The 16,412-nt window shown below is 50.4% G+C and carries 17 protein-coding genes and 1 pseudogene; 2 read left to right on the top strand and 16 right to left on the bottom strand.

Annotation, left to right across the window (positions count from 1 at the left end; genetic code table 11):
* Positions 1 to 7 precede the first annotated feature (7 nt).
* From GT3570_RS07085 to GT3570_RS07020, 14 genes and pseudogenes are all read right to left on the bottom strand, one after another.
* Positions 8 to 727: an SDR family oxidoreductase gene (locus GT3570_RS07085; RefSeq protein WP_011230967.1), complete on the bottom strand. Its 720-nt coding sequence runs from the start codon at positions 725 to 727 to the stop codon at positions 8 to 10.
* A gap of 4 nt (positions 728 to 731) precedes the next feature.
* The gene (locus GT3570_RS07080; protein ID WP_041467847.1) at positions 732 to 1,553 is read right to left on the bottom strand and encodes a 6-carboxytetrahydropterin synthase; all 822 of its coding nucleotides are present in this window, start codon (positions 1,551 to 1,553) and stop codon (positions 732 to 734) included.
* Between the two features lie 32 nt (positions 1,554 to 1,585).
* Positions 1,586 to 2,302 (bottom strand): EAL domain-containing protein, encoded by a 717-nt coding sequence (locus tag GT3570_RS07075; RefSeq protein ID WP_011230965.1) that lies wholly within the window; start codon positions 2,300 to 2,302, stop codon positions 1,586 to 1,588.
* Positions 2,303 to 2,554: 252 nt separating this feature from the next.
* Positions 2,555 to 4,489 carry a PAS domain-containing hybrid sensor histidine kinase/response regulator gene (locus GT3570_RS17850; RefSeq protein WP_082816473.1) on the bottom strand — a complete coding sequence of 645 codons (1,935 nt, stop codon included), beginning with the start codon at positions 4,487 to 4,489 and terminating at the stop codon, positions 2,555 to 2,557.
* A pseudogene (locus GT3570_RS07065) lies at positions 4,440 to 4,823 on the bottom strand (hypothetical protein); the annotation flags it as partial. The pseudogene GT3570_RS07065 and the gene GT3570_RS17850, both read right to left, overlap by 50 nt.
* Before the next feature lie 145 nt (positions 4,824 to 4,968).
* Positions 4,969 to 5,595, bottom strand: coding sequence for a histidine phosphatase family protein (locus tag GT3570_RS07060; protein ID WP_062898579.1), 627 nt, complete (start codon positions 5,593 to 5,595; stop codon positions 4,969 to 4,971).
* Positions 5,596 to 5,631: 36 nt separating this feature from the next.
* A complete protein-coding gene (locus GT3570_RS07055) occupies positions 5,632 to 5,784 on the bottom strand; it encodes a peptidase U61 (protein WP_013145567.1) in 153 nt (50 codons plus the stop codon).
* Positions 5,781 to 6,236 carry a GNAT family N-acetyltransferase gene (locus GT3570_RS07050; protein WP_011230961.1) on the bottom strand — a complete coding sequence of 152 codons (456 nt, stop codon included), beginning with the start codon at positions 6,234 to 6,236 and terminating at the stop codon, positions 5,781 to 5,783. Before GT3570_RS07050 ends, GT3570_RS07055 begins: the two co-directional genes overlap by 4 nt.
* Positions 6,237 to 6,284: 48 nt before the next feature.
* Entirely contained in the window at positions 6,285 to 6,587 is a 303-nt protein-coding gene (locus tag GT3570_RS07045; protein WP_013145569.1) for a DUF5634 family protein, read from the bottom strand.
* A gap of 77 nt (positions 6,588 to 6,664) precedes the next feature.
* On the bottom strand, positions 6,665 to 8,644 hold the full coding sequence (locus GT3570_RS07040; RefSeq protein WP_025039196.1) for a putative bifunctional diguanylate cyclase/phosphodiesterase: 1,980 nt from the start codon (positions 8,642 to 8,644) through the stop codon (positions 6,665 to 6,667).
* Positions 8,645 to 8,778: 134 nt separating this feature from the next.
* On the bottom strand, positions 8,779 to 9,516 hold the full coding sequence (locus GT3570_RS07035) for an IucA/IucC family C-terminal-domain containing protein (RefSeq protein ID WP_014195638.1): 738 nt from the start codon (positions 9,514 to 9,516) through the stop codon (positions 8,779 to 8,781).
* A complete protein-coding gene (locus tag GT3570_RS07030; protein ID WP_011230957.1) occupies positions 9,516 to 10,328 on the bottom strand; it encodes an ABC transporter ATP-binding protein in 813 nt (270 codons plus the stop codon). The genes GT3570_RS07035 and GT3570_RS07030 overlap by 1 nt, the downstream gene beginning before the upstream one ends.
* 12 nt (positions 10,329 to 10,340) lie before the next feature.
* Positions 10,341 to 11,393, bottom strand: coding sequence for a FecCD family ABC transporter permease (locus GT3570_RS07025; protein WP_014195636.1), 1,053 nt, complete (start codon positions 11,391 to 11,393; stop codon positions 10,341 to 10,343).
* A complete protein-coding gene (locus tag GT3570_RS07020; RefSeq protein ID WP_014195635.1) occupies positions 11,390 to 12,391 on the bottom strand; it encodes a FecCD family ABC transporter permease in 1,002 nt (333 codons plus the stop codon). The genes GT3570_RS07025 and GT3570_RS07020 overlap by 4 nt, the downstream gene beginning before the upstream one ends.
* A 200-nt stretch (positions 12,392 to 12,591) precedes the next feature.
* On the opposite strand from GT3570_RS07020, the gene GT3570_RS07015 reads away from it, so the two are divergent.
* Both GT3570_RS07015 and GT3570_RS07010 read left to right on the top strand, forming a co-directional pair.
* On the top strand, positions 12,592 to 13,560 hold the full coding sequence (locus tag GT3570_RS07015) for an ABC transporter substrate-binding protein (protein WP_011230953.1): 969 nt from the start codon (positions 12,592 to 12,594) through the stop codon (positions 13,558 to 13,560).
* 417 nt (positions 13,561 to 13,977) lie between these two features.
* Positions 13,978 to 14,469 (top strand): PCYCGC motif-containing (lipo)protein, encoded by a 492-nt coding sequence (locus GT3570_RS07010; RefSeq protein ID WP_014195631.1) that lies wholly within the window; start codon positions 13,978 to 13,980, stop codon positions 14,467 to 14,469.
* Positions 14,470 to 14,632: 163 nt separating this feature from the next.
* Here the strand turns inward: GT3570_RS07010 and GT3570_RS07005 are convergent, their stop codons facing one another.
* Together GT3570_RS07005 and GT3570_RS07000 are read right to left on the bottom strand one after the other, a co-directional pair.
* Positions 14,633 to 15,361 carry a 3'-5' exonuclease gene (locus GT3570_RS07005; protein WP_014195630.1) on the bottom strand — a complete coding sequence of 243 codons (729 nt, stop codon included), beginning with the start codon at positions 15,359 to 15,361 and terminating at the stop codon, positions 14,633 to 14,635.
* Entirely contained in the window at positions 15,354 to 16,409 is a 1,056-nt protein-coding gene (locus GT3570_RS07000; RefSeq protein WP_062898578.1) for a DUF294 nucleotidyltransferase-like domain-containing protein, read from the bottom strand. Before GT3570_RS07000 ends, GT3570_RS07005 begins: the two co-directional genes overlap by 8 nt.
* Between the last annotated feature and the right edge of the window lie 3 nt (positions 16,410 to 16,412).

Below are 16,412 nucleotides of genomic sequence, written 5' to 3'. Positions count from 1 at the left end.
TTCTCTCCTATAATATTCCAAGAGGCGGGGTAATGACGATTTCGTCGATCAAGGCATCTTCCGGTTGGGCAAGCATGTAAACAATATGCTTCGCTAATGTTTCAACTGGAATCATTTGCTTGACATCCAGTTGATGGTCGATACGATCCCAAAAACTGCTTCTTACCGCCCCAGGAATGACGGCGGAAACATATACACCTTGGGCTCTTAACTCCGACTGAAGCACCTTCGTTAAACCGAGCACTCCAAACTTCGAGGCGCAGTACCCTCCACATCCTGGAATTGCGGTGACGCCCGCGACGGATACCATATTTAAAATTCTTCCTTTTCTCCGCTCCACCATATGCCGCCCAAAATGTTTGCAGCATAAATACGTTCCTCTTAAATTCACCGATATCATCGTATCAAACTCATCGGTCTGTGAATCGAGCACATTCGCAAACGTTCCGACCCCCGCGCTGTTAATCAAGGCATCGACCGAGCCTAACGTGCTAACCACATCGCATACAAAATCTTTGACTGAACGTTCGTCAGCAACGTCCACTTCCGCCAAGAAAACATTCCCGTAACTGCTGAACTGTTCTGGGCTCATCTGTTTTATCGTCCGGCTGCCTAACGCTAAATTAGATCCAAGTTTTGCTAGTTGTTTCGCCGTTTCATACCCAATGCCGCGACTTGCCCCCGTAATAACAATGTTTTTTCCTTTTAATGCCTTCATATCAAACATGTTTTTACTTCTCCTTATGCGGTCCGAAATATTCAAAATAGTTCTTCTGTGTCTCCCATAGTCCAATTTTATAAAGAGACGAAAGATGCGGGGCAAGAAGCTCCCAAATGACGATCACTATATTCTCTGCCGTCGGGTTGATTTGCTTAAATTCATCTGTATCCAGGTTAAGATGTTTATGATCAAATTTCACTAAAACCTCCCTATTTACAATTTCATCTAATTCCGCTAAGTTTACCACCATCCCAGTAATCGGATCGGGTTTTCCGATTACAGTGACTTCCAGACAATAATTGTGGCCGTGGCCGTAACGATTATTGCACTTGCCAAATAACCTTTGGTTTTCTTCATTAGTCAATTGATCGCTATGCAACCGATGGGCGCTGCTGAAATAGTACCTTCTCGTCAATTGGACCAACTCTTGTTCCTCCTTGACTGCATAAAGCGTCTCATTTTCCTGCAGTTTCACTTTGCAAAGTTGACAGCAGCTAAATTTTCCTTGCAAAACATCCCAAATGTACGTGACCATCATCTCAGTCGTCGGAATATGTGTTTGAAAATATGGATGTTCTTGATTGAGAAATTTTCCGTCTAATTCGGCAGAAACTACTTCTTTCATAATGGCATCGACTTGAGTGATATTAACGACAATACCGGTGAGCGGATTGACAAGCCCTTTTACCGTCACGTCAAGCTGATAATCATGGCCATGCCCGTTCAAGTTGCTGCATAGGCCAAAAACAGCTTTATTTTTTTCCACACTCCAATCCTCAATCCAATACCGGTGTGCTGCCGAAAATGCAATTGTACGTGTTAAGTAAAGCAATATTTATACACCTGCCAACATTGATGTTTTGCTTATGTTAACTTACCCGGTTTTCCTAAAAGATACCCTTGCGCTGCCGGCACTCTCAAAAGCTTCGCTTGGGCGAGATCCACTTCTTCCTCAATTCCCTCTAAAACGAGCACCATTTTGCGGCCGCAGTAGCTTGCCAACAAACTGACCATTTTTTGTTTTTCTTCATTGGCTGCCAGCCCTTGAGCAAAGTACCGATCCAACTTCACATAATCAGGCTGCAATTCAATAATTTTTTGCAAGGTCGATGCCCCTTTGCCAACATCGTCAATAGCAATGTAAAAACCATACCCTCTCATCAACTCTATAGCTGCTTTTAACTCTCCATCCTTCCATATACCCTCTTCTTCTTTTGTCTCGTTCAATTCGAACACAATTCGGTTTTCAATATACGGAAAGCGTTCAACTACTCTTTCCAAAAACGGTTTAAATTCATGATGCAAAATAGTAGAGGGATATACATTCAAAAAAAGCAGCCTTCCCTTATTCTCTAAAAAAGGAAACTGAAAGATGGAACTTTCCAGCAGTGCGAGATCGAGTTCGTATAAACATCCTTCCTCCCGAGCCTTTTGAAAAAGATGCTCAACGTTATTGATCCCGTTTACCCGCAACAGCGATTCATATCCAAAGATGCTCCAGTTAAACAAGTCCCACAGCGGCTGGTAAACATGTTCAAACTGTCGTTTGTCGATCATTTCTCTGATAGAGACCGGGATCACGCTTTCACTATCCTTCCATAGTCATTTAATCCTATAAACACCACCGATGAATGGGGCAATTAACCTAATATACCTTTTGTTTTAACCTTAACCTTTTTTTCATGTACCTGTCTAACTCCATTCTCGCACATGAAGCATCTATACAGACTTTAGAAGCACACAAAAGGACATATAAAACCTTTTTTTCGACTTTTTACGGCATGTTCAACTCTCGTTTTCGTTATTTTTTGTCATAAAATGCAAAAATGCCCCTTACTTATGAGGGCGCTTTTCCTCCCATATGTGTATTAGTTTTTCAAGAAACACGTTTACCTCCAACGGTTTTGTCATGTAATCCGTAAATCCTGCTTTTAAAGCCCTTTCAATCTCTTTTGGTACCGCATTGGCACTGAGCGCAATCATCGGAATATGCTTTGTTCGTTCATCGCTTTGCAACATTTCCAACACCGTATATCCGCTTATATCTGGGAGATGAATATCGATGAGAATCAAATCAAACCAGCCACTGATAGCCTTTTGCAAGCCTTCGCCGCCATTGCAGGCAAACGTTAACAAAAGATTGGGAAACGGCTTCAAGATATGCTCCAACAGTTTCAAGTTGGATATATGATCTTCGATGTATAAAATTTTTTTGTTTCCAAGCTTCAATAGCCTCTCCTGATTCACCGGTTTGTTTCGTGATGAATGCGGCCAGCTGTGAAAATAACTGACAGCCGGAAGACTGAACGAAAAGTCGCTTCCCACGCCCAACTTGCTTTTCACCTCAATCGTGCCGCCCAAAAGACGGATAATCTGCTTGACAAAAGCGAGCCCAATGCCATTGCCGTCGACATGAGTGCCTTTTATGCGATAAAATGGTTCAAAGATATTTTCTTGTTCTTCATCCGGGATGCCTATCCCATTATCTTTTACATGTATAACCACTTTTTCCTGATCATATTTCCCTTCAATGAGGACGGTACCGCCATCACGATTGTATTTAATGGCATTGTCAAGCAAGTTTAATAACACTTGTCTCACTCTCGTCGCATCTGTGTATAAATACACTTGTTCACTGAAGCTCGATCGAGCTTGAATGTCGATGTTTTTCTTATTGGCTAACGGTTCGACTAATTTAATGCTTTCTTTAATAATGTCGTCTGGATGGACTACATCATAAGTTAAGGGCAGCCTTCCTGTTTCGATCCTTGCCAAGTCTAACATTTCGTTGATTAAATTTAATAAATGGCGGGCACCTCCCAATATTTCTTGCACAAACTCCCGCTGCCGGCCCTTTAAGGAAGGATCCATCTCCAACAATTGGGCGAACCCTAGCACTCCGTTCAATGGCGTTCGAATTTCGTGGCTCATGCGTGAAATTAAATTAGATTTCGCCTGGTTGGCCTTCTCCGCCTCCTCTTTTGCCCGCAGCATCTCTTGTTCCATCATTTTTCTTTCTGTAATATCGATCGCCGAACCAACCACTTCAATCACTTTGCCATCTTTTTTTATGGGACGTAAACTGACTAAATAATCAATCCCGTTTATATTCCCCTCATAGTACAATGTTTCCCCGGTTTCCCATGTATACCGATAATATTGTTCTTTTTGATCGGCAATAGGCTCCGGTAAAAAATCATGTAATCTCTTACCTAGCACTTGTTTAGGATCTATGCCGAAATTATTGAGTAATTCCCCGCCGCATAACGTATGAATAAAACTTTCCCCTCTTTTCACAAATTTAAAAATCATGCCTTGCTGCTGGCACATGGCATTCCATAAATCTCGTTGCACTTTTTTGATGCGCTCCTGATATTTTATTAGCTCTGTAATATCTTTTCCCACCACAAACAACCCTATGACATCTTTCTTTTCCACTATCGGAATAAAAGTAAACTCCATGATGACTCTTTCTTCCCGAGACGTTTTCACTGAAGCCTTAAAGAAACATGATTGACCTTTTTCTACTTTTCTTAAGCATTCATCAATTTTTTCATCATCATGCTCATAAAATAGGTCGTATAAACTGGTCAACGGTGCATCTTGATGAACATGCAGGATCTCCATCGCCTTTGGATTGATGCTTACAATTTCTCCCTTAAGGTCAGCAGACAACACAAGATGCGGATTGTAATCGACTAAACATTTGTAATGAGCTTCAGTAAAGTTTTTTTTTTCGCAAAACTTCACGCCGTTCGAGATAAGCAATTACATTAGTCATGATCAATATAGCCATTGTAATAAAAGCGAGGATGTAAGCCAAACTATTAACCGAAATCAAGGATGCCGATTCCGCTCGCATTATTTCTTGGCCATAAGGCAGTTGGAACAATGTTCCTTTCATCGATATATAATGCATTGCTGCGATTCCTCCTCCCAGGACAACGGAACGAACCGCCTTTTTTAAAAACTGATCGTTCTTTACACGGCAGGCAACAAACAGGATAAACAATGTCAAAAACGAAGCGAAAAATGAAATAGCGATCGACAGACAAACAAAAAACGGATGATGATGCATAGACATCTCCGTTTTCATAGCCGCAACCCCTACGTAACAATGGAGTCAGCCATCCAACATTGTTGCGATGGATCGTTATGACCTATATTTAAGAAGCTGTTGTTTCACAAAAAAAAAGACGGGCAACGGTCAAGCGCCCGTCCTTCCTGTCTTAATCAATTATTCAGCGCTATACTTCCCTTACTTCCTCAATATGTGACACATCTCCTTCAACGGCCACGTGAAACGTCCCACCGTCAACTTCAATGATCGTCACACTCGTGCCGTACATATACGGCGGCGACCACAGGTGGTCAAGCGGCGTGTCTTTGAACGCCGCCATGAGCGTTTTCAGCACGACGCCGTGAGTGACGATTAACACCGTTTCTCCCTCGTGCCGCTCAACGATGCGCTGCACCGCTTCAAGCGCCCGCTGCTGCACGTCACAAAACCGCTCGCCTCGCTGTGGAGCGTACAGATGGGGCGCGTTCCAAAAATGGTCGAACGCGATCGGATCCATTTGCCGAATCTCGTCATGCGTCTTTCCTTCCCAATCGCCAAGATGAATCTCGCGCAGCCGCTCGTCTTGATAGATCGGAATGAGCCGCCCGCCGCGGACAATCTCCGCCGTCTCAAGCGCCCGGCCGCTTGTGCTTGTGTAAATCGCGGCCAATTCCACCGCTTCAAGCCGCTTTCCAAGCCGCATGGCGTCTTGCCGCCCTTTTTCCGTGAGCGGCGAGTCTTGCCAGCCTTGCATCCGCCTTTCGACGTTCCACTTCGTTTCCCCATGTCTGGTCAAATACAAGGTTGTCGCCATGTCTTCCCTCATGTCTCCTCTCTATTAATCTACCTCTCATTCAACCGCCCGCTCAGGCAAGCGAAACGCAACAGATCCGCTTTTGTCCGTTTTCATCTCTGCTTGAATGCCTTTTGGCAACACTGCCATTGGATCTGTATGGCCAAAATCGGCATCATACACAACCGGAAACTCGTACCCGCGTGTCATCCGCTTCGTTTCACGAGTTTCGTTAACTCGATTCTTTCCGGCGTTTCGATGCGCTCGATGGCACGAAACCCATGGCGTTCATAAAAGCGAATGGCCGGCGCGTTGCCGCTTCCGGTCGTCACGACGATCTCGCTTATCGACGGCTCTTGCTTGATCACAAAGTCGAGCAACGCGCTGGCGATCCCTTGGCGGAAACAATCCGGATCGACCATCAGCCGGCAAAGGCGAAGCGTCTTCCCATTCCGCTTGCAAGCGATCGCCCCAACGAGTCGTTCCCCTTGAAAATAGCCGAAAAAGCGCTCGCCGCATCGTTGCAGAGAAGCGATCGTATCGTGAAGCGGCGGGAGCGCCGTGCTGCCGATGATCTGCGCCTCGATCGTATACGCGCGCCGCTGTAGGTGCAGCACCTTAACGGCCGTTTCGTCGTCTGCTATGTGAAGTTCCGCAATCATGCTCCTCTCCCTTTCGATGGCGAAAAAGCGGCCGAGCCCGGCCGCTTATCATGAATGAATCACTTCCTCCATCGCCTCTTGCAGCGAATGAAAGCCTTTTTTCTCCCGACCGTCTTTTCGAACGGTCCATTCCTGCTTCTCAAGCGCCAGTTCACCGCGTTCGTTTTTTACAAACGGCATGTGAATGGTGATCATCTCATCGTCTTTGTTGATCGTATAGCCGACATAATAGCGATTGCCTTCACCATGCTCTTCAAAAATGCCGACTTGGTCGAGTCCATAGGCTTCCATCATCGGCTCGAGCGTGTCGATGAACTCCTCGATCACAACGCTTCTTGGCGCAAATTCCATGGTTTTTCCTCCTCTTGCCTAGTCATCAAGTGTAGTTTGCGGCAAGCCGAGGAAACTCATGAGTGGAAATGACCGACTTATGACGAAGGCCCATTGCAAGCCGTGCGGTTGTACTCCTCAAGCCATTGCTGCAACTTTTCCGCTTCGAGCGAGCGGCTGAAGTAAAACCCTTGTGCATAGTCGCAATGCATTTGCGAAAGAAGCGCCACTTGCGATTCACTCTCCACCCCTTCGGCCAATACTTCAATATCCAGGCTTTTTGCTAAATGAATGATCGTATCAACAATCGTTGCATCTTTCGAGTTTTCCGCAATGCCTTCAATGAAACTGCGGTCGATTTTCAACAGCGACACTGGCAAATTGCGGATGTAAGCCAATGATGAAAAACCGGTTCCAAAGTCATCGATCGCCGCCTGCACACCGAGACGTTGCAATTCGGTTAAAATGTGCTGCCCTGTTTCGATGTTTTCCATCAGTCCGCTTTCGGTCACTTCCAAAATGAGCCGATCGGGCGAAAGCCCCGTCTCCCGCAAAATGCGCTTCACATGCTCGATGAGCTCCGGACGATTGAGCAAAAACGGCGACAAGTTGACTGCGAGCTTGAGGCCCGGAAATTTTCTTTCCCACTCTTTCACTTGACGGGACGCCTGTTCCAACACCCATAATGTAATTTCAAAAATAAACCCGCTTTCCTCCGCCAACGGAATGAAATCGAGCGGCGGAATTTCACCGAGCGACGGATGACGCCAGCGCAAAAGCGCCTCAACCCCCATCGCCTTTCCTTTAGCAAGTTGCACTTTCGGCTGATAGCATAAATACAACTGCCCGCGCATAATGGCAAACGGCAAATCTTGCTCGATCACCGCATGCCGATGCTCGGTCGGCCGGTAAAAGGCATAGCCGTTCCGCCCCCGCTCTTTCACTTCGTACAACGCTTGATCGGCATATTTCATCACTTGCTCGATCCGATCGCTGTCTTTCGGGAAAAAAGCGATGCCGATCGACAATGTTGATTGAATCAGCTGTTTTTCGTAATAAAACGGCTCGTGAAACGAACTGACAAGCTGTTCCGCCAAGGCGGTCATCTCTGTTTTCGTTATGTTCGGCAGCAAGAGAACAAACTCATCACCGCCGATGCGGGCAAAAAAGTCGCCGGGACGCAACGCCCGCTCGACGCGCTTGACCGCCTCGCGCAAAAAGTAATCGCCGGCTTGATGGGAAAAATGATCGTTGATCCATTTGAATTTGTCAAAATCCAAATAACAAAGAGCAAACGGCGTCTGACTCGCGATCAGCTCATGAATATGCCGCTCGAAATAGCTGCGGTTGGCGATGCCCGTGAGCGAATCGAAATAGGCAAGTTGGCGCAGCTTTTCTTCGTACCGCTTCCGCTCGCTGATGTTTTTCACGGTCACAATGACGCAATCGAGCGTCCCTGCTTCATCGATGATCGCCTTCCCTTGCGCCTCCATCCAAACCCATTCGCCTTTCTCGCCTTGCTTGCGAAATTCGGCGGATTGCGTCTCGTATGTATCGTACAGCTCAGCCAATTTTTGTGCCACGACCGGGGCGTCATCAGGGTGGACAAATGTCAGCACCTCTTCGTATGACACTGGAAGGCGCTTGTTTGTTTTTCGCTTCCATGACGGCGGAATGTATGACAACTCACGATTGGGAGAAAAAATCAACACGTAATCGTTCGAATGCTCAACAATCAGCTGCAGACGCCGTTCCGCTTCGGCAAGCCGCGCTTGCAGGCCGCTCTCCTCCGCTTGGCGGCGAAGAACGCATAAGACGGCGGCCGTCTGTCCGTTTTCACCGATGATCGGCGACACGCCTGCAACCAATAAGCCGTCAAGCAACTCCCAGCGAAAGGCAGCCGGGCGCTGTTTCACCCGTTCAACCAACGCCCGTCCTTCGACGGACAGCGTCCTCTGTTCTTCTTCACTCAGCGCCAAGCCGGCAAAAGCCGGATTGTTGTAAATGATCACGCCTTGCAAATTCAAGATGACCACTGCTTCTGTGAAGTGATGGAAAAAGGCCGTATATTTGTCCATGCAATTGCTACCTCGCCGTTTCACCAAAATAAGCGATGTCCACACTTCCATTTTCACGAAAATCACGGCAAAAATCAACAAATTTCGCAAACATTTTGTCAAAAATATGGAACTGCCCACCGGCGGCCTTCCGGTCACCCGGTTTGCCGCTGGCGGGCGCGAGTGGGACACGTTTGGCAGCACGTCCCTCCTTTTGTGTGCACGTACAGGCAGCACGTCGTCCGCTGCATGCCGCTTGCTCCTTTAAAAAAGCGGCGAAGTGGGTTGTCTTTTTGTCCAAACAGGCGGCCGTCGGCTTCATGAATAAGGAAGCGGAAATCATCGCGCAGCCGGTCGGCGACCGGGGCAAGCGACTCATCCTCAAGCCAACGTTCATATACCCAATACACGTAAATCGCGACATTTTCCCATAAGACGAGCGGCGATATGCGCGTCAGACGCCGCAACCGAGCGATGAGCGGAGCGAACAAGCCGGCGAACACGTCGCGAACGACTTGCTCGCGCCAGCGGCTGCGCTCAATGCCGCACGCCTCCGCTTCCGGCGGCTCAAAGCGAAACCGCGGCATCCACATCTCCCCTTCGCCGTCCGTGTCAAGCCAAATTCGTCCAGGATCGAGCACAAGCCGCTTGTTCCATACCGACATGGCGTATAGCGCCATCGGTGCCAAAAAGCTTAATCGTTTGACGAGCATCGACGCCGCAACGGCGTCATTTGCCGCTCCCATCTCGGTGCGGACGTGCGCGACATACTTCGCGAGCTGCCCGTCGTCATGAAGCAGCCAAGCAAACAACATCGACGACGAGACATCAGCCGCCCCGCTTGAAAAACGGTACGTTTCCAACGTTTTCATTTCGTCTTCACGCAGTCTCATCACGATACGCCTTCTTTCTGTAAAATTCGCCGTCCTTTCCCATACGGAATGCAAAGCGGGGTGCCAAAGATCGGATCGTACGTGATTTGGCAATCCATTTGGAACACATCTTTCACGAGCTGGCGGGAAATGACGTCTTCCGGCTTTCCTTCGGCATACACCGTTTTATCGCGAATGGCGACGAGATGATGGGCGTAACGGCACGCTAAATTCAAATCGTGAAGCACCATGACGATCGTCCGCCGTTCTTTTTCATTCAGCTCAAACAATAAATCTAAAATGTCAATTTGATGCGCGAGATCCAAATACGTCGTCGGCTCGTCAAGCAAAATGATGTCTGTTTCTTGCGCTAATGTCATGGCGATCCATGCGCGTTGGCGCTGTCCGCCGGAAAGCGAATCGACCGGCCGCTCGGCGAATTCGGCGAGTCCAGTTGCCTCTAGGGCCCGCACAACCGCCCGCTCATCTTCGTCACTCCATTGCTTGAACCACGTTTGATACGGGTAGCGCCCTTGCTTCACAAGTTGCAACACGGTCAGTCCTTCCGGAGCCATAGGCGACTGCGGCAAAATGGCGAGCCGGCGGGCGATTTCTTTTGTCGGCTGTTTGGCGATTTCTTTTCCATCCAGCAGCACAGCGCCGCTTGTTGGTTTTAGCAGCCGGGCCAAGGCGCGCAGCAACGTCGACTTGCCGCAGCCGTTCGCGCCGATGAACACCGTGATTTTTCCTTTTGGAATCGTCAAGTCTAAACGGTCAATAACGATCGCCTCGCCATAGGATAGCGTCAACTCTTTCGCCTGCAACCCATGCATGCGCATCCCTCCTTATAATTTCCGACTTCGGTACAATAAATAAATGAAATACGGTGCTCCAATCGCCGCGGTAAACACTCCAGCCGGAATTTCCGTCGGCGCCAAAAGCAGCCGCCCAGCCAAATCCGCCCCCATGACGAACACACCGCCTAACAGCGCAGCGGTCGGAAGAAGAGCGCCAAACGCCGAACCGACAAGGCGGCGCGCCATATGCGGCGCCATCAGCCCGACAAAGCCGATGCCGCCGGCGAAAGCGACCGCGCCGCCGGTGAGCGCGGTGCTAAGCAAAACAAGTCCTAGCCGTTGCCGTTCGACCGCGCCGCCAAGCCCAATCGCCAGCTCATCGCCCAGCTCCTGCACATTGACATGCCGCGCGGCCAATATCGCCACAAGGAGCAGTCCGATGACCCATGGCGCCATGAGCGAAACGTGCTGCCAAGAAGCTCCATACACACTGCCCGTAATCCACACGTTTGCCTGGCTCGCCCGATAGATGGGTCCTGTGATCATCAACAGTGTCGTCAACGCCTGCATGAGCGCAGAAACGCCGATGCCGACAAGCACGAGCCGAAGCGGGGCGAGGCCGTTTTTCCACGCCAGCATATACACGAGCCAAGCAGCGGCCGCTGCGCCGAGAAAGGCGGCAAGCGGCAGCCAGTGGATGCTGACGGTCAAAGAGTTGTTTTCATCGCTAAACAGCGCCAAAAAGCCAACGACCGCGGCCGCCGCTCCGCCGGTGATGCCGAGCACATCCGGCGAAGCGAGCGGATTGCGCACCATTCCTTGCAAAATGGCACCCGCGGCAGCCAGCGCCATTCCGGCCAACCAAGCGACAAGCACACGCGGCAGGCGGAACGTCACAATCACCGTCTGATGAATTTCCTCTCCGTATCCGAACAGCGCGGCAGCGGCCTCAAGCGGGGACATGCGCATTTCGCCGCTGCCAATGCTGATCAGGAAAAGTAAGACGGCCGCTGCTATGAGCGCGGCGAGCACCGCAACAGCTTTTTTGTCATAGAAAAACGAGATGTGTTTTCCCATTCGGACCGTGATGTATTTTTTCATTTTGCGGCGATCCCCCTGCGGGCAATGTAGATGAAAAATGGAACGCCGAGCAAGGCGGTGACGATGCCGACCGGCACTTCGCGCGGCATCAGAACGTAGCGCGCCCCAATATCGGCCATAAGAAGCAAAATCCCGCCAAGCAAGGCGCAGTATGGAAGCAGCCAGCGGTGGTCGACGCCGGCCAGCGCCCGCGCCATATGCGGCACCATGATGCCGATAAAGCCGATCGGACCGGCAACAGCGACCGAACCGCCGGCGAGCAGGACAACTAAGAGAGCGGCGGCCGCTTTAATGAAGGTTGTCCGCTGCCCGAGCCCTTTCGCTACATCGTCTCCCATCATTAAGATGTTGACATGGCGCGCCAGCAGCATGGACCCAAGCCAGGCGGCGGCCAAATACGGAAAGACGGCTGCCAACAGCTCGAGCTTCCGGCCGGCGACCGACCCGGCCAGCCAAAAGAGCACTTCTTCAAGCGCTTTTTCATTCATCGCCAGCATCCCTTGCGTCAGCGAGGCAAATAAAGCCGCGACCGCCGTGCCGGCGAGCGTCATTTTGAGCGGGGTCAGCCCGTCCTTCCCCGCGGCGCTGATCACAAACACGATCAACGCCGCCATCGCCGCCCCCATAAATGCGACCCAAGACAACATTTGCAATGAAGAAATGGAAAAAAAGGTGACCATCACAACAATCAAAAAACCGGCCCCGGCGTTAATGCCGAAAATGCCTGGCGAAGCGAGCGGGTTTCGCGTCAGCGCTTGCATGAGCGCTCCGGCCATCGCCAAGCTGGCGCCAACGGCAGCCGCAATCAACGCTCGCGGCAGCCGAACCGTCGCCACGACTAAATGGGCATTCGATCCATCATTGTCGATGAGAGCCGCCACCGCCTGCCGCCAACTCGTATCGGTATATCCGCAAACGATGCTCATCCACATGGCGGCAAGCAGCACAATCAGCAAACCGATGAGGCCAACCATTTTTTGACGGTTTGTCACCAGCATCTCTGAGATCTCCCTTGCTTCATTTTCTATATCTCTATCGTCAAGTCTATTTGATAATGACTCTCATCGTCAATGTTTTTTCACGTTTTCTTATGATTTTTTTATCATTTTTTCATTTTATAGTTGACAATGATTCTCACTTTTATTACTATATAACACGGAAATGAAATTCATTATCAAATACAAAGGGGGATTGGCTAGTGAAATCACGACATCTCACCCTTCTTTCCGCCTTCATCCTTTCCCTCCTGCTTCTTGCCGGCTGCGGCGGAAAACAGGAAGAAACGGCCAAACCGAAGGACAGCAATCAATCGAAAGAAGCAAGCTACGCAGTCGAACACGCCATGGGCACGGCCGAAATCAAAGGCACGCCCAAACGGGTTGTTGTATTGACAAACGAAGGAACAGAAGCGTTGCTGGCGCTAGGCATAAAGCCGGTCGGCGCCGTCAAATCGTGGACGGGCGATCCGTGGTACGACCATATTAAAGACAAAATGGACGGCGTCAAAGAGCTCGGTTTGGAATCAGAGCCGAACGTTGAAGCGATCGCCGCCTTGAAACCAGATTTGATTATCGGCAACAAACTGCGTCATGAAAAAATTTATGAACAGTTGAAACAAATCGCTCCAACCGTTTTCTCTGAAACGCTGCGCGGCAACTGGAAAGACAACTTTATGCTCTATGCGAAAGCCGTAAACCAAGAGGCAAAAGGGAAACAAGTCATTGCAGAATATGACAAACGCATTGAAGACTTAAAAGCAAAACTCGGTGACAAGCTGAAGATGAAAGTATCCATCGTCCGCTTTATGGCCGGCGACGTGCGCATTTACCATAAAGACTCGTTCTCCGGCGTCATTTTGGATCAACTTGGCTTCGCCCGCCCGGAATCGCAAAACGTAAACGACTTTGCGGAAACCGGCGTGACGAGAGAACGCATTCCAGCAATGGATGGCGACATCCTGTTCTACTTTACATATGAGACGGGGGACGGCAAAGCGAGCGAACTTGAAAAAGAATGGATCAACGACCCGCTCTTTCAAAACTTAAATGTCGCTAAACAAGGAAAAGTATACAAAGTGAGCGACACGATTTGGAACACGGCTGGCGGTGTGCTCGCGGCTCATTTGATGTTGGATGATATTGAGAAATATTTCTTGCAAAGGCAATAATCGCCCGCTAACGAAAGGCAGAAGCGGTCAGCTGCTTCTGCCTTTTTCCTCTTCCATCATTCCTGCCCTGTGGCTCGTCTCGACGCTAACTTCATTTCCCAAGGGCAAAAATATATAGATGCAATTTAAAGCTTTAACATTTTTCGTCTTTGCCGGTCATTGCATCCGACTGTCGAGTGACCGAACAACGCCGCTTCCAGACCCATGAATGGGTCTGTGAAGCGAGTCGTTGTTCGGTCTTCCGTCACGCTAAGGCGTGACGGAGGCAAGCCACACGCTTGCCTTCGACAGTCGAAAATGGGCAAACCACTTTTCTGTCAAGGATATGTTAAACTTCTTTGTTGCATCTATATAGTTGCTGCTTATCCATCGGTATGGTACATTCAAAATGCAAACCTCGCACGGAAAGGAAGAAAGATGGTGAAACGCTCTACCTTCATCACCGCATGTGTATTGTCATTCAGCGTTCTGCTCTCAAGCTGCACCGATGACGGCGTTCAGGAACAAAGCCACTCGCAGATGACGAAAACCGCCACCGGCGATATTCGGGAGACGACAAAATCGATCGAGCATTTGCCAAGCTTTTTGAGCGCGTTTGAAGAAGAGATGGCTGCCTTGTACCAACAGGCTGCTGAACACCGCGAGCTGCTTGAGAATATCCCTTGCTATTGCGGCTGCGGGCAATCAGCTGGCCATAAGAACAATTATGACTGCTTTGTCTATGAAAATAAAAAAGACGGCTCGGTCGTCTGGGATGATCATGCGACCAAATGCGGCGTCTGCCTCGACATCGCCGCTGAATCGATCGCCGCTTACGATCAAGGGAAATCGATCAAAGACATTCGGCATATGATCGATGAAAAATATAAAGAAGGCTACGCCGAACCGACGCCGACAAAGCCGCTCTAATACGAACGAAAAAAAGCGCCAAATCCGGCGCTTTTTTCATTGCAGCCAGTCCCCCGTTTGCCCCACCGAGCGCCCACTGCTTTTCGATCAACAGAAACAAGGCTGCTGAAACTGGATTTCGCTCCTCTCAAGGAGAGTTCACAAAGGCTTCGCACAGGCAACATCAACACCGGCTGAGCGCGGCGTACAAGTCATGCAATGTTTCGATGCCGCGCTGGCGGAATTCATCAAGCAAGATCGCCCATAGCTTCGCCATCGCTTCGACGTCGCCATCCGCCGTATGGCGGCGCGGGCAACGGATGCCATAACAAGCTAACGCATCGTCAAACGTCGGGCACGAATGGCCGATCAGCGTCATCATCGGCTGCAAGTCGACAAAACGTCCGCTCCATTTTTGCCGATAATGGCGCCAAAGGGCATGGCGCAAAAACGCCAAATCATGGCCGATATGATAGCCAATTAAGACGCCGGCGGCAATAAACGGCACAAACGTGCGCAGCGCCTCGGCAAGCGGCGGAGCGAACACCACATCCTTCGCCTCAATCCCGGTCAAGGCGGAAATATGTTCCGGAATCGGCTTTTCCGGCTTGACGAGCGTCATGTACGCATCCGTCACGACTCCTCCAACCGTTTTCGCTGCCGCCATGGCCAAAATTTCATCGCCTTGCTCCGGGGAAAAGCCGGTCGTTTCCATATCGATGATGACAAACGGGATGTCAGTCAAACGGTCATGCCAATCGATGATGTGCTGTTTTTCCTTTTGCAGCGAGCGAAGCCATGTTTCCTGTTGCAGCGAATGGTCATGCCCAAATAAGGCGGATGATGCCTCGCGCGGAACGCCGAGCGACAACAAGCGGAGCGCCCGTTGCCAAAACCGGTGCCGCTCATGCATGAATGTTAGCCACCCGCCGGGCGACAAAGCGCTGCAACCGTTTTGCGGTGCGCATCGCTTGTTTCAGCTGCTTTTGTTCCGTCCGCTCAAGCGCCCGCCATAACACATATTCACGTCCGTCCCCCGCCTCAGTGCTGTACTTAAGGCGAATCGAATAGTAAACAGAAAGCGCCTCGCAAACGGCGTCGGAAAGCGGCGCCGTCAATACGCCATTCGCTTCAAGCGCCCGCCGCCGCTCGGCTGTGCCCGCCGTCGGGACGTGCGCAAAACAGGCCAACCATTTCAGAGCGTTAGTGAGTTGCACGTAGCCGCTTTGTTTCATATGAACGGCCCCGCTGTACGGCCCCCATCGCTCCGTTTGCACGTTGCCCAGCCAACCGAGCGGAACCGGAGGAAATTGAACGTGCTCGCCCATGCGCGCCAACAGCGGCGGCCGTTTGGCCACCGCCGCAAACAGCGCCTTTCTTGCCTTCTCAGCCAATTCTGCTTCCCCATAAAGAGGCCGCATATCCATTGCAATCAACAAAAAACGAATGTCGTTCGGCCACCCGCTGTCTAAATAGGAAGAAAGTTGTTGCTCCCAACCGCGGACCGACTGCGCCCACCGCTTGTTCGTCGCCATCACGTAACCGGAGCAGTACGGATAGCCGGCCTCATGCAACATGTCCACCCCAACCGCCGCCATATGGCGGATGAATTCATAACAAGCCGCCTCCTCTTCCTCAGGACAGTCGAATAAAATGCCGTGGTCCTGGTCCGTCCAAATCGTCGGCTCACACCGGCCGATGCTTCCCATCACATACCAGCACCACGCCGGGGGACGAATGCCGACCGACCGTTTCATCGTCTCCCGCTCCGCAAGGAAGAACGCGCGGCGAAGGATGGCTTCATGCACACAAACGACGTCGCCTGCAAGCTGCTTCATTATTTGTTCAGGTGCTAGACAGCGCCGCAGTTCGCGCGCCAGTTCATCGTGGCAAAAACGAAGTTCGGCGGCCGACTCGGCTCGGTTTAGCCGCTCGACCACCTTTGCCGCCAACGATTCCATCAC

The organism is Geobacillus thermoleovorans (assembly GCF_001610955.1).
GTDB lineage: Bacteria > Bacillota > Bacilli > Bacillales > Anoxybacillaceae > Geobacillus > Geobacillus thermoleovorans.
Note: the sequence above shows the minus strand (reverse complement) of the source record. Positions and strands in the feature narration are given on the sequence as shown.

Excerpts from the sequence above, each read along its gene's own strand:
- GT3570_RS07085 (WP_011230967.1), bottom strand. The coding sequence starts at position 727 with ATGTTTGATATGAAGGCATTAAAAGGAAAAAACATTGTTATTACGGGG.
- GT3570_RS07060 (WP_062898579.1), bottom strand. The coding sequence starts at position 5,595 with ATGGCGACAACCTTGTATTTGACCAGACATGGGGAAACGAAGTGGAAC.
- GT3570_RS07055 (WP_013145567.1), bottom strand. The coding sequence starts at position 5,784 with ATGACACGCGGGTACGAGTTTCCGGTTGTGTATGATGCCGATTTTGGC.
- GT3570_RS07050 (WP_011230961.1), bottom strand. The coding sequence starts at position 6,236 with ATGATTGCGGAACTTCACATAGCAGACGACGAAACGGCCGTTAAGGTG.
- GT3570_RS07045 (WP_013145569.1), bottom strand. The coding sequence starts at position 6,587 with ATGGAATTTGCGCCAAGAAGCGTTGTGATCGAGGAGTTCATCGACACG.
- GT3570_RS07040 (WP_025039196.1), bottom strand. The coding sequence starts at position 8,644 with ATGGACAAATATACGGCCTTTTTCCATCACTTCACAGAAGCAGTGGTC.
- GT3570_RS07035 (WP_014195638.1), bottom strand. The coding sequence starts at position 9,516 with ATGAGACTGCGTGAAGACGAAATGAAAACGTTGGAAACGTACCGTTTT.
- GT3570_RS07030 (WP_011230957.1), bottom strand. The coding sequence starts at position 10,328 with ATGCATGGGTTGCAGGCGAAAGAGTTGACGCTATCCTATGGCGAGGCG.
- GT3570_RS07025 (WP_014195636.1), bottom strand. The coding sequence starts at position 11,393 with ATGAAAAAATACATCACGGTCCGAATGGGAAAACACATCTCGTTTTTC.
- GT3570_RS07020 (WP_014195635.1), bottom strand. The coding sequence starts at position 12,391 with ATGCTGGTGACAAACCGTCAAAAAATGGTTGGCCTCATCGGTTTGCTG.
- GT3570_RS07010 (WP_014195631.1), top strand. The coding sequence starts at position 13,978 with ATGGTGAAACGCTCTACCTTCATCACCGCATGTGTATTGTCATTCAGC.
- GT3570_RS07005 (WP_014195630.1), bottom strand. The coding sequence starts at position 15,361 with ATGCATGAGCGGCACCGGTTTTGGCAACGGGCGCTCCGCTTGTTGTCG.
- GT3570_RS07000 (WP_062898578.1), bottom strand. The coding sequence starts at position 16,409 with ATGGAATCGTTGGCGGCAAAGGTGGTCGAGCGGCTAAACCGAGCCGAG.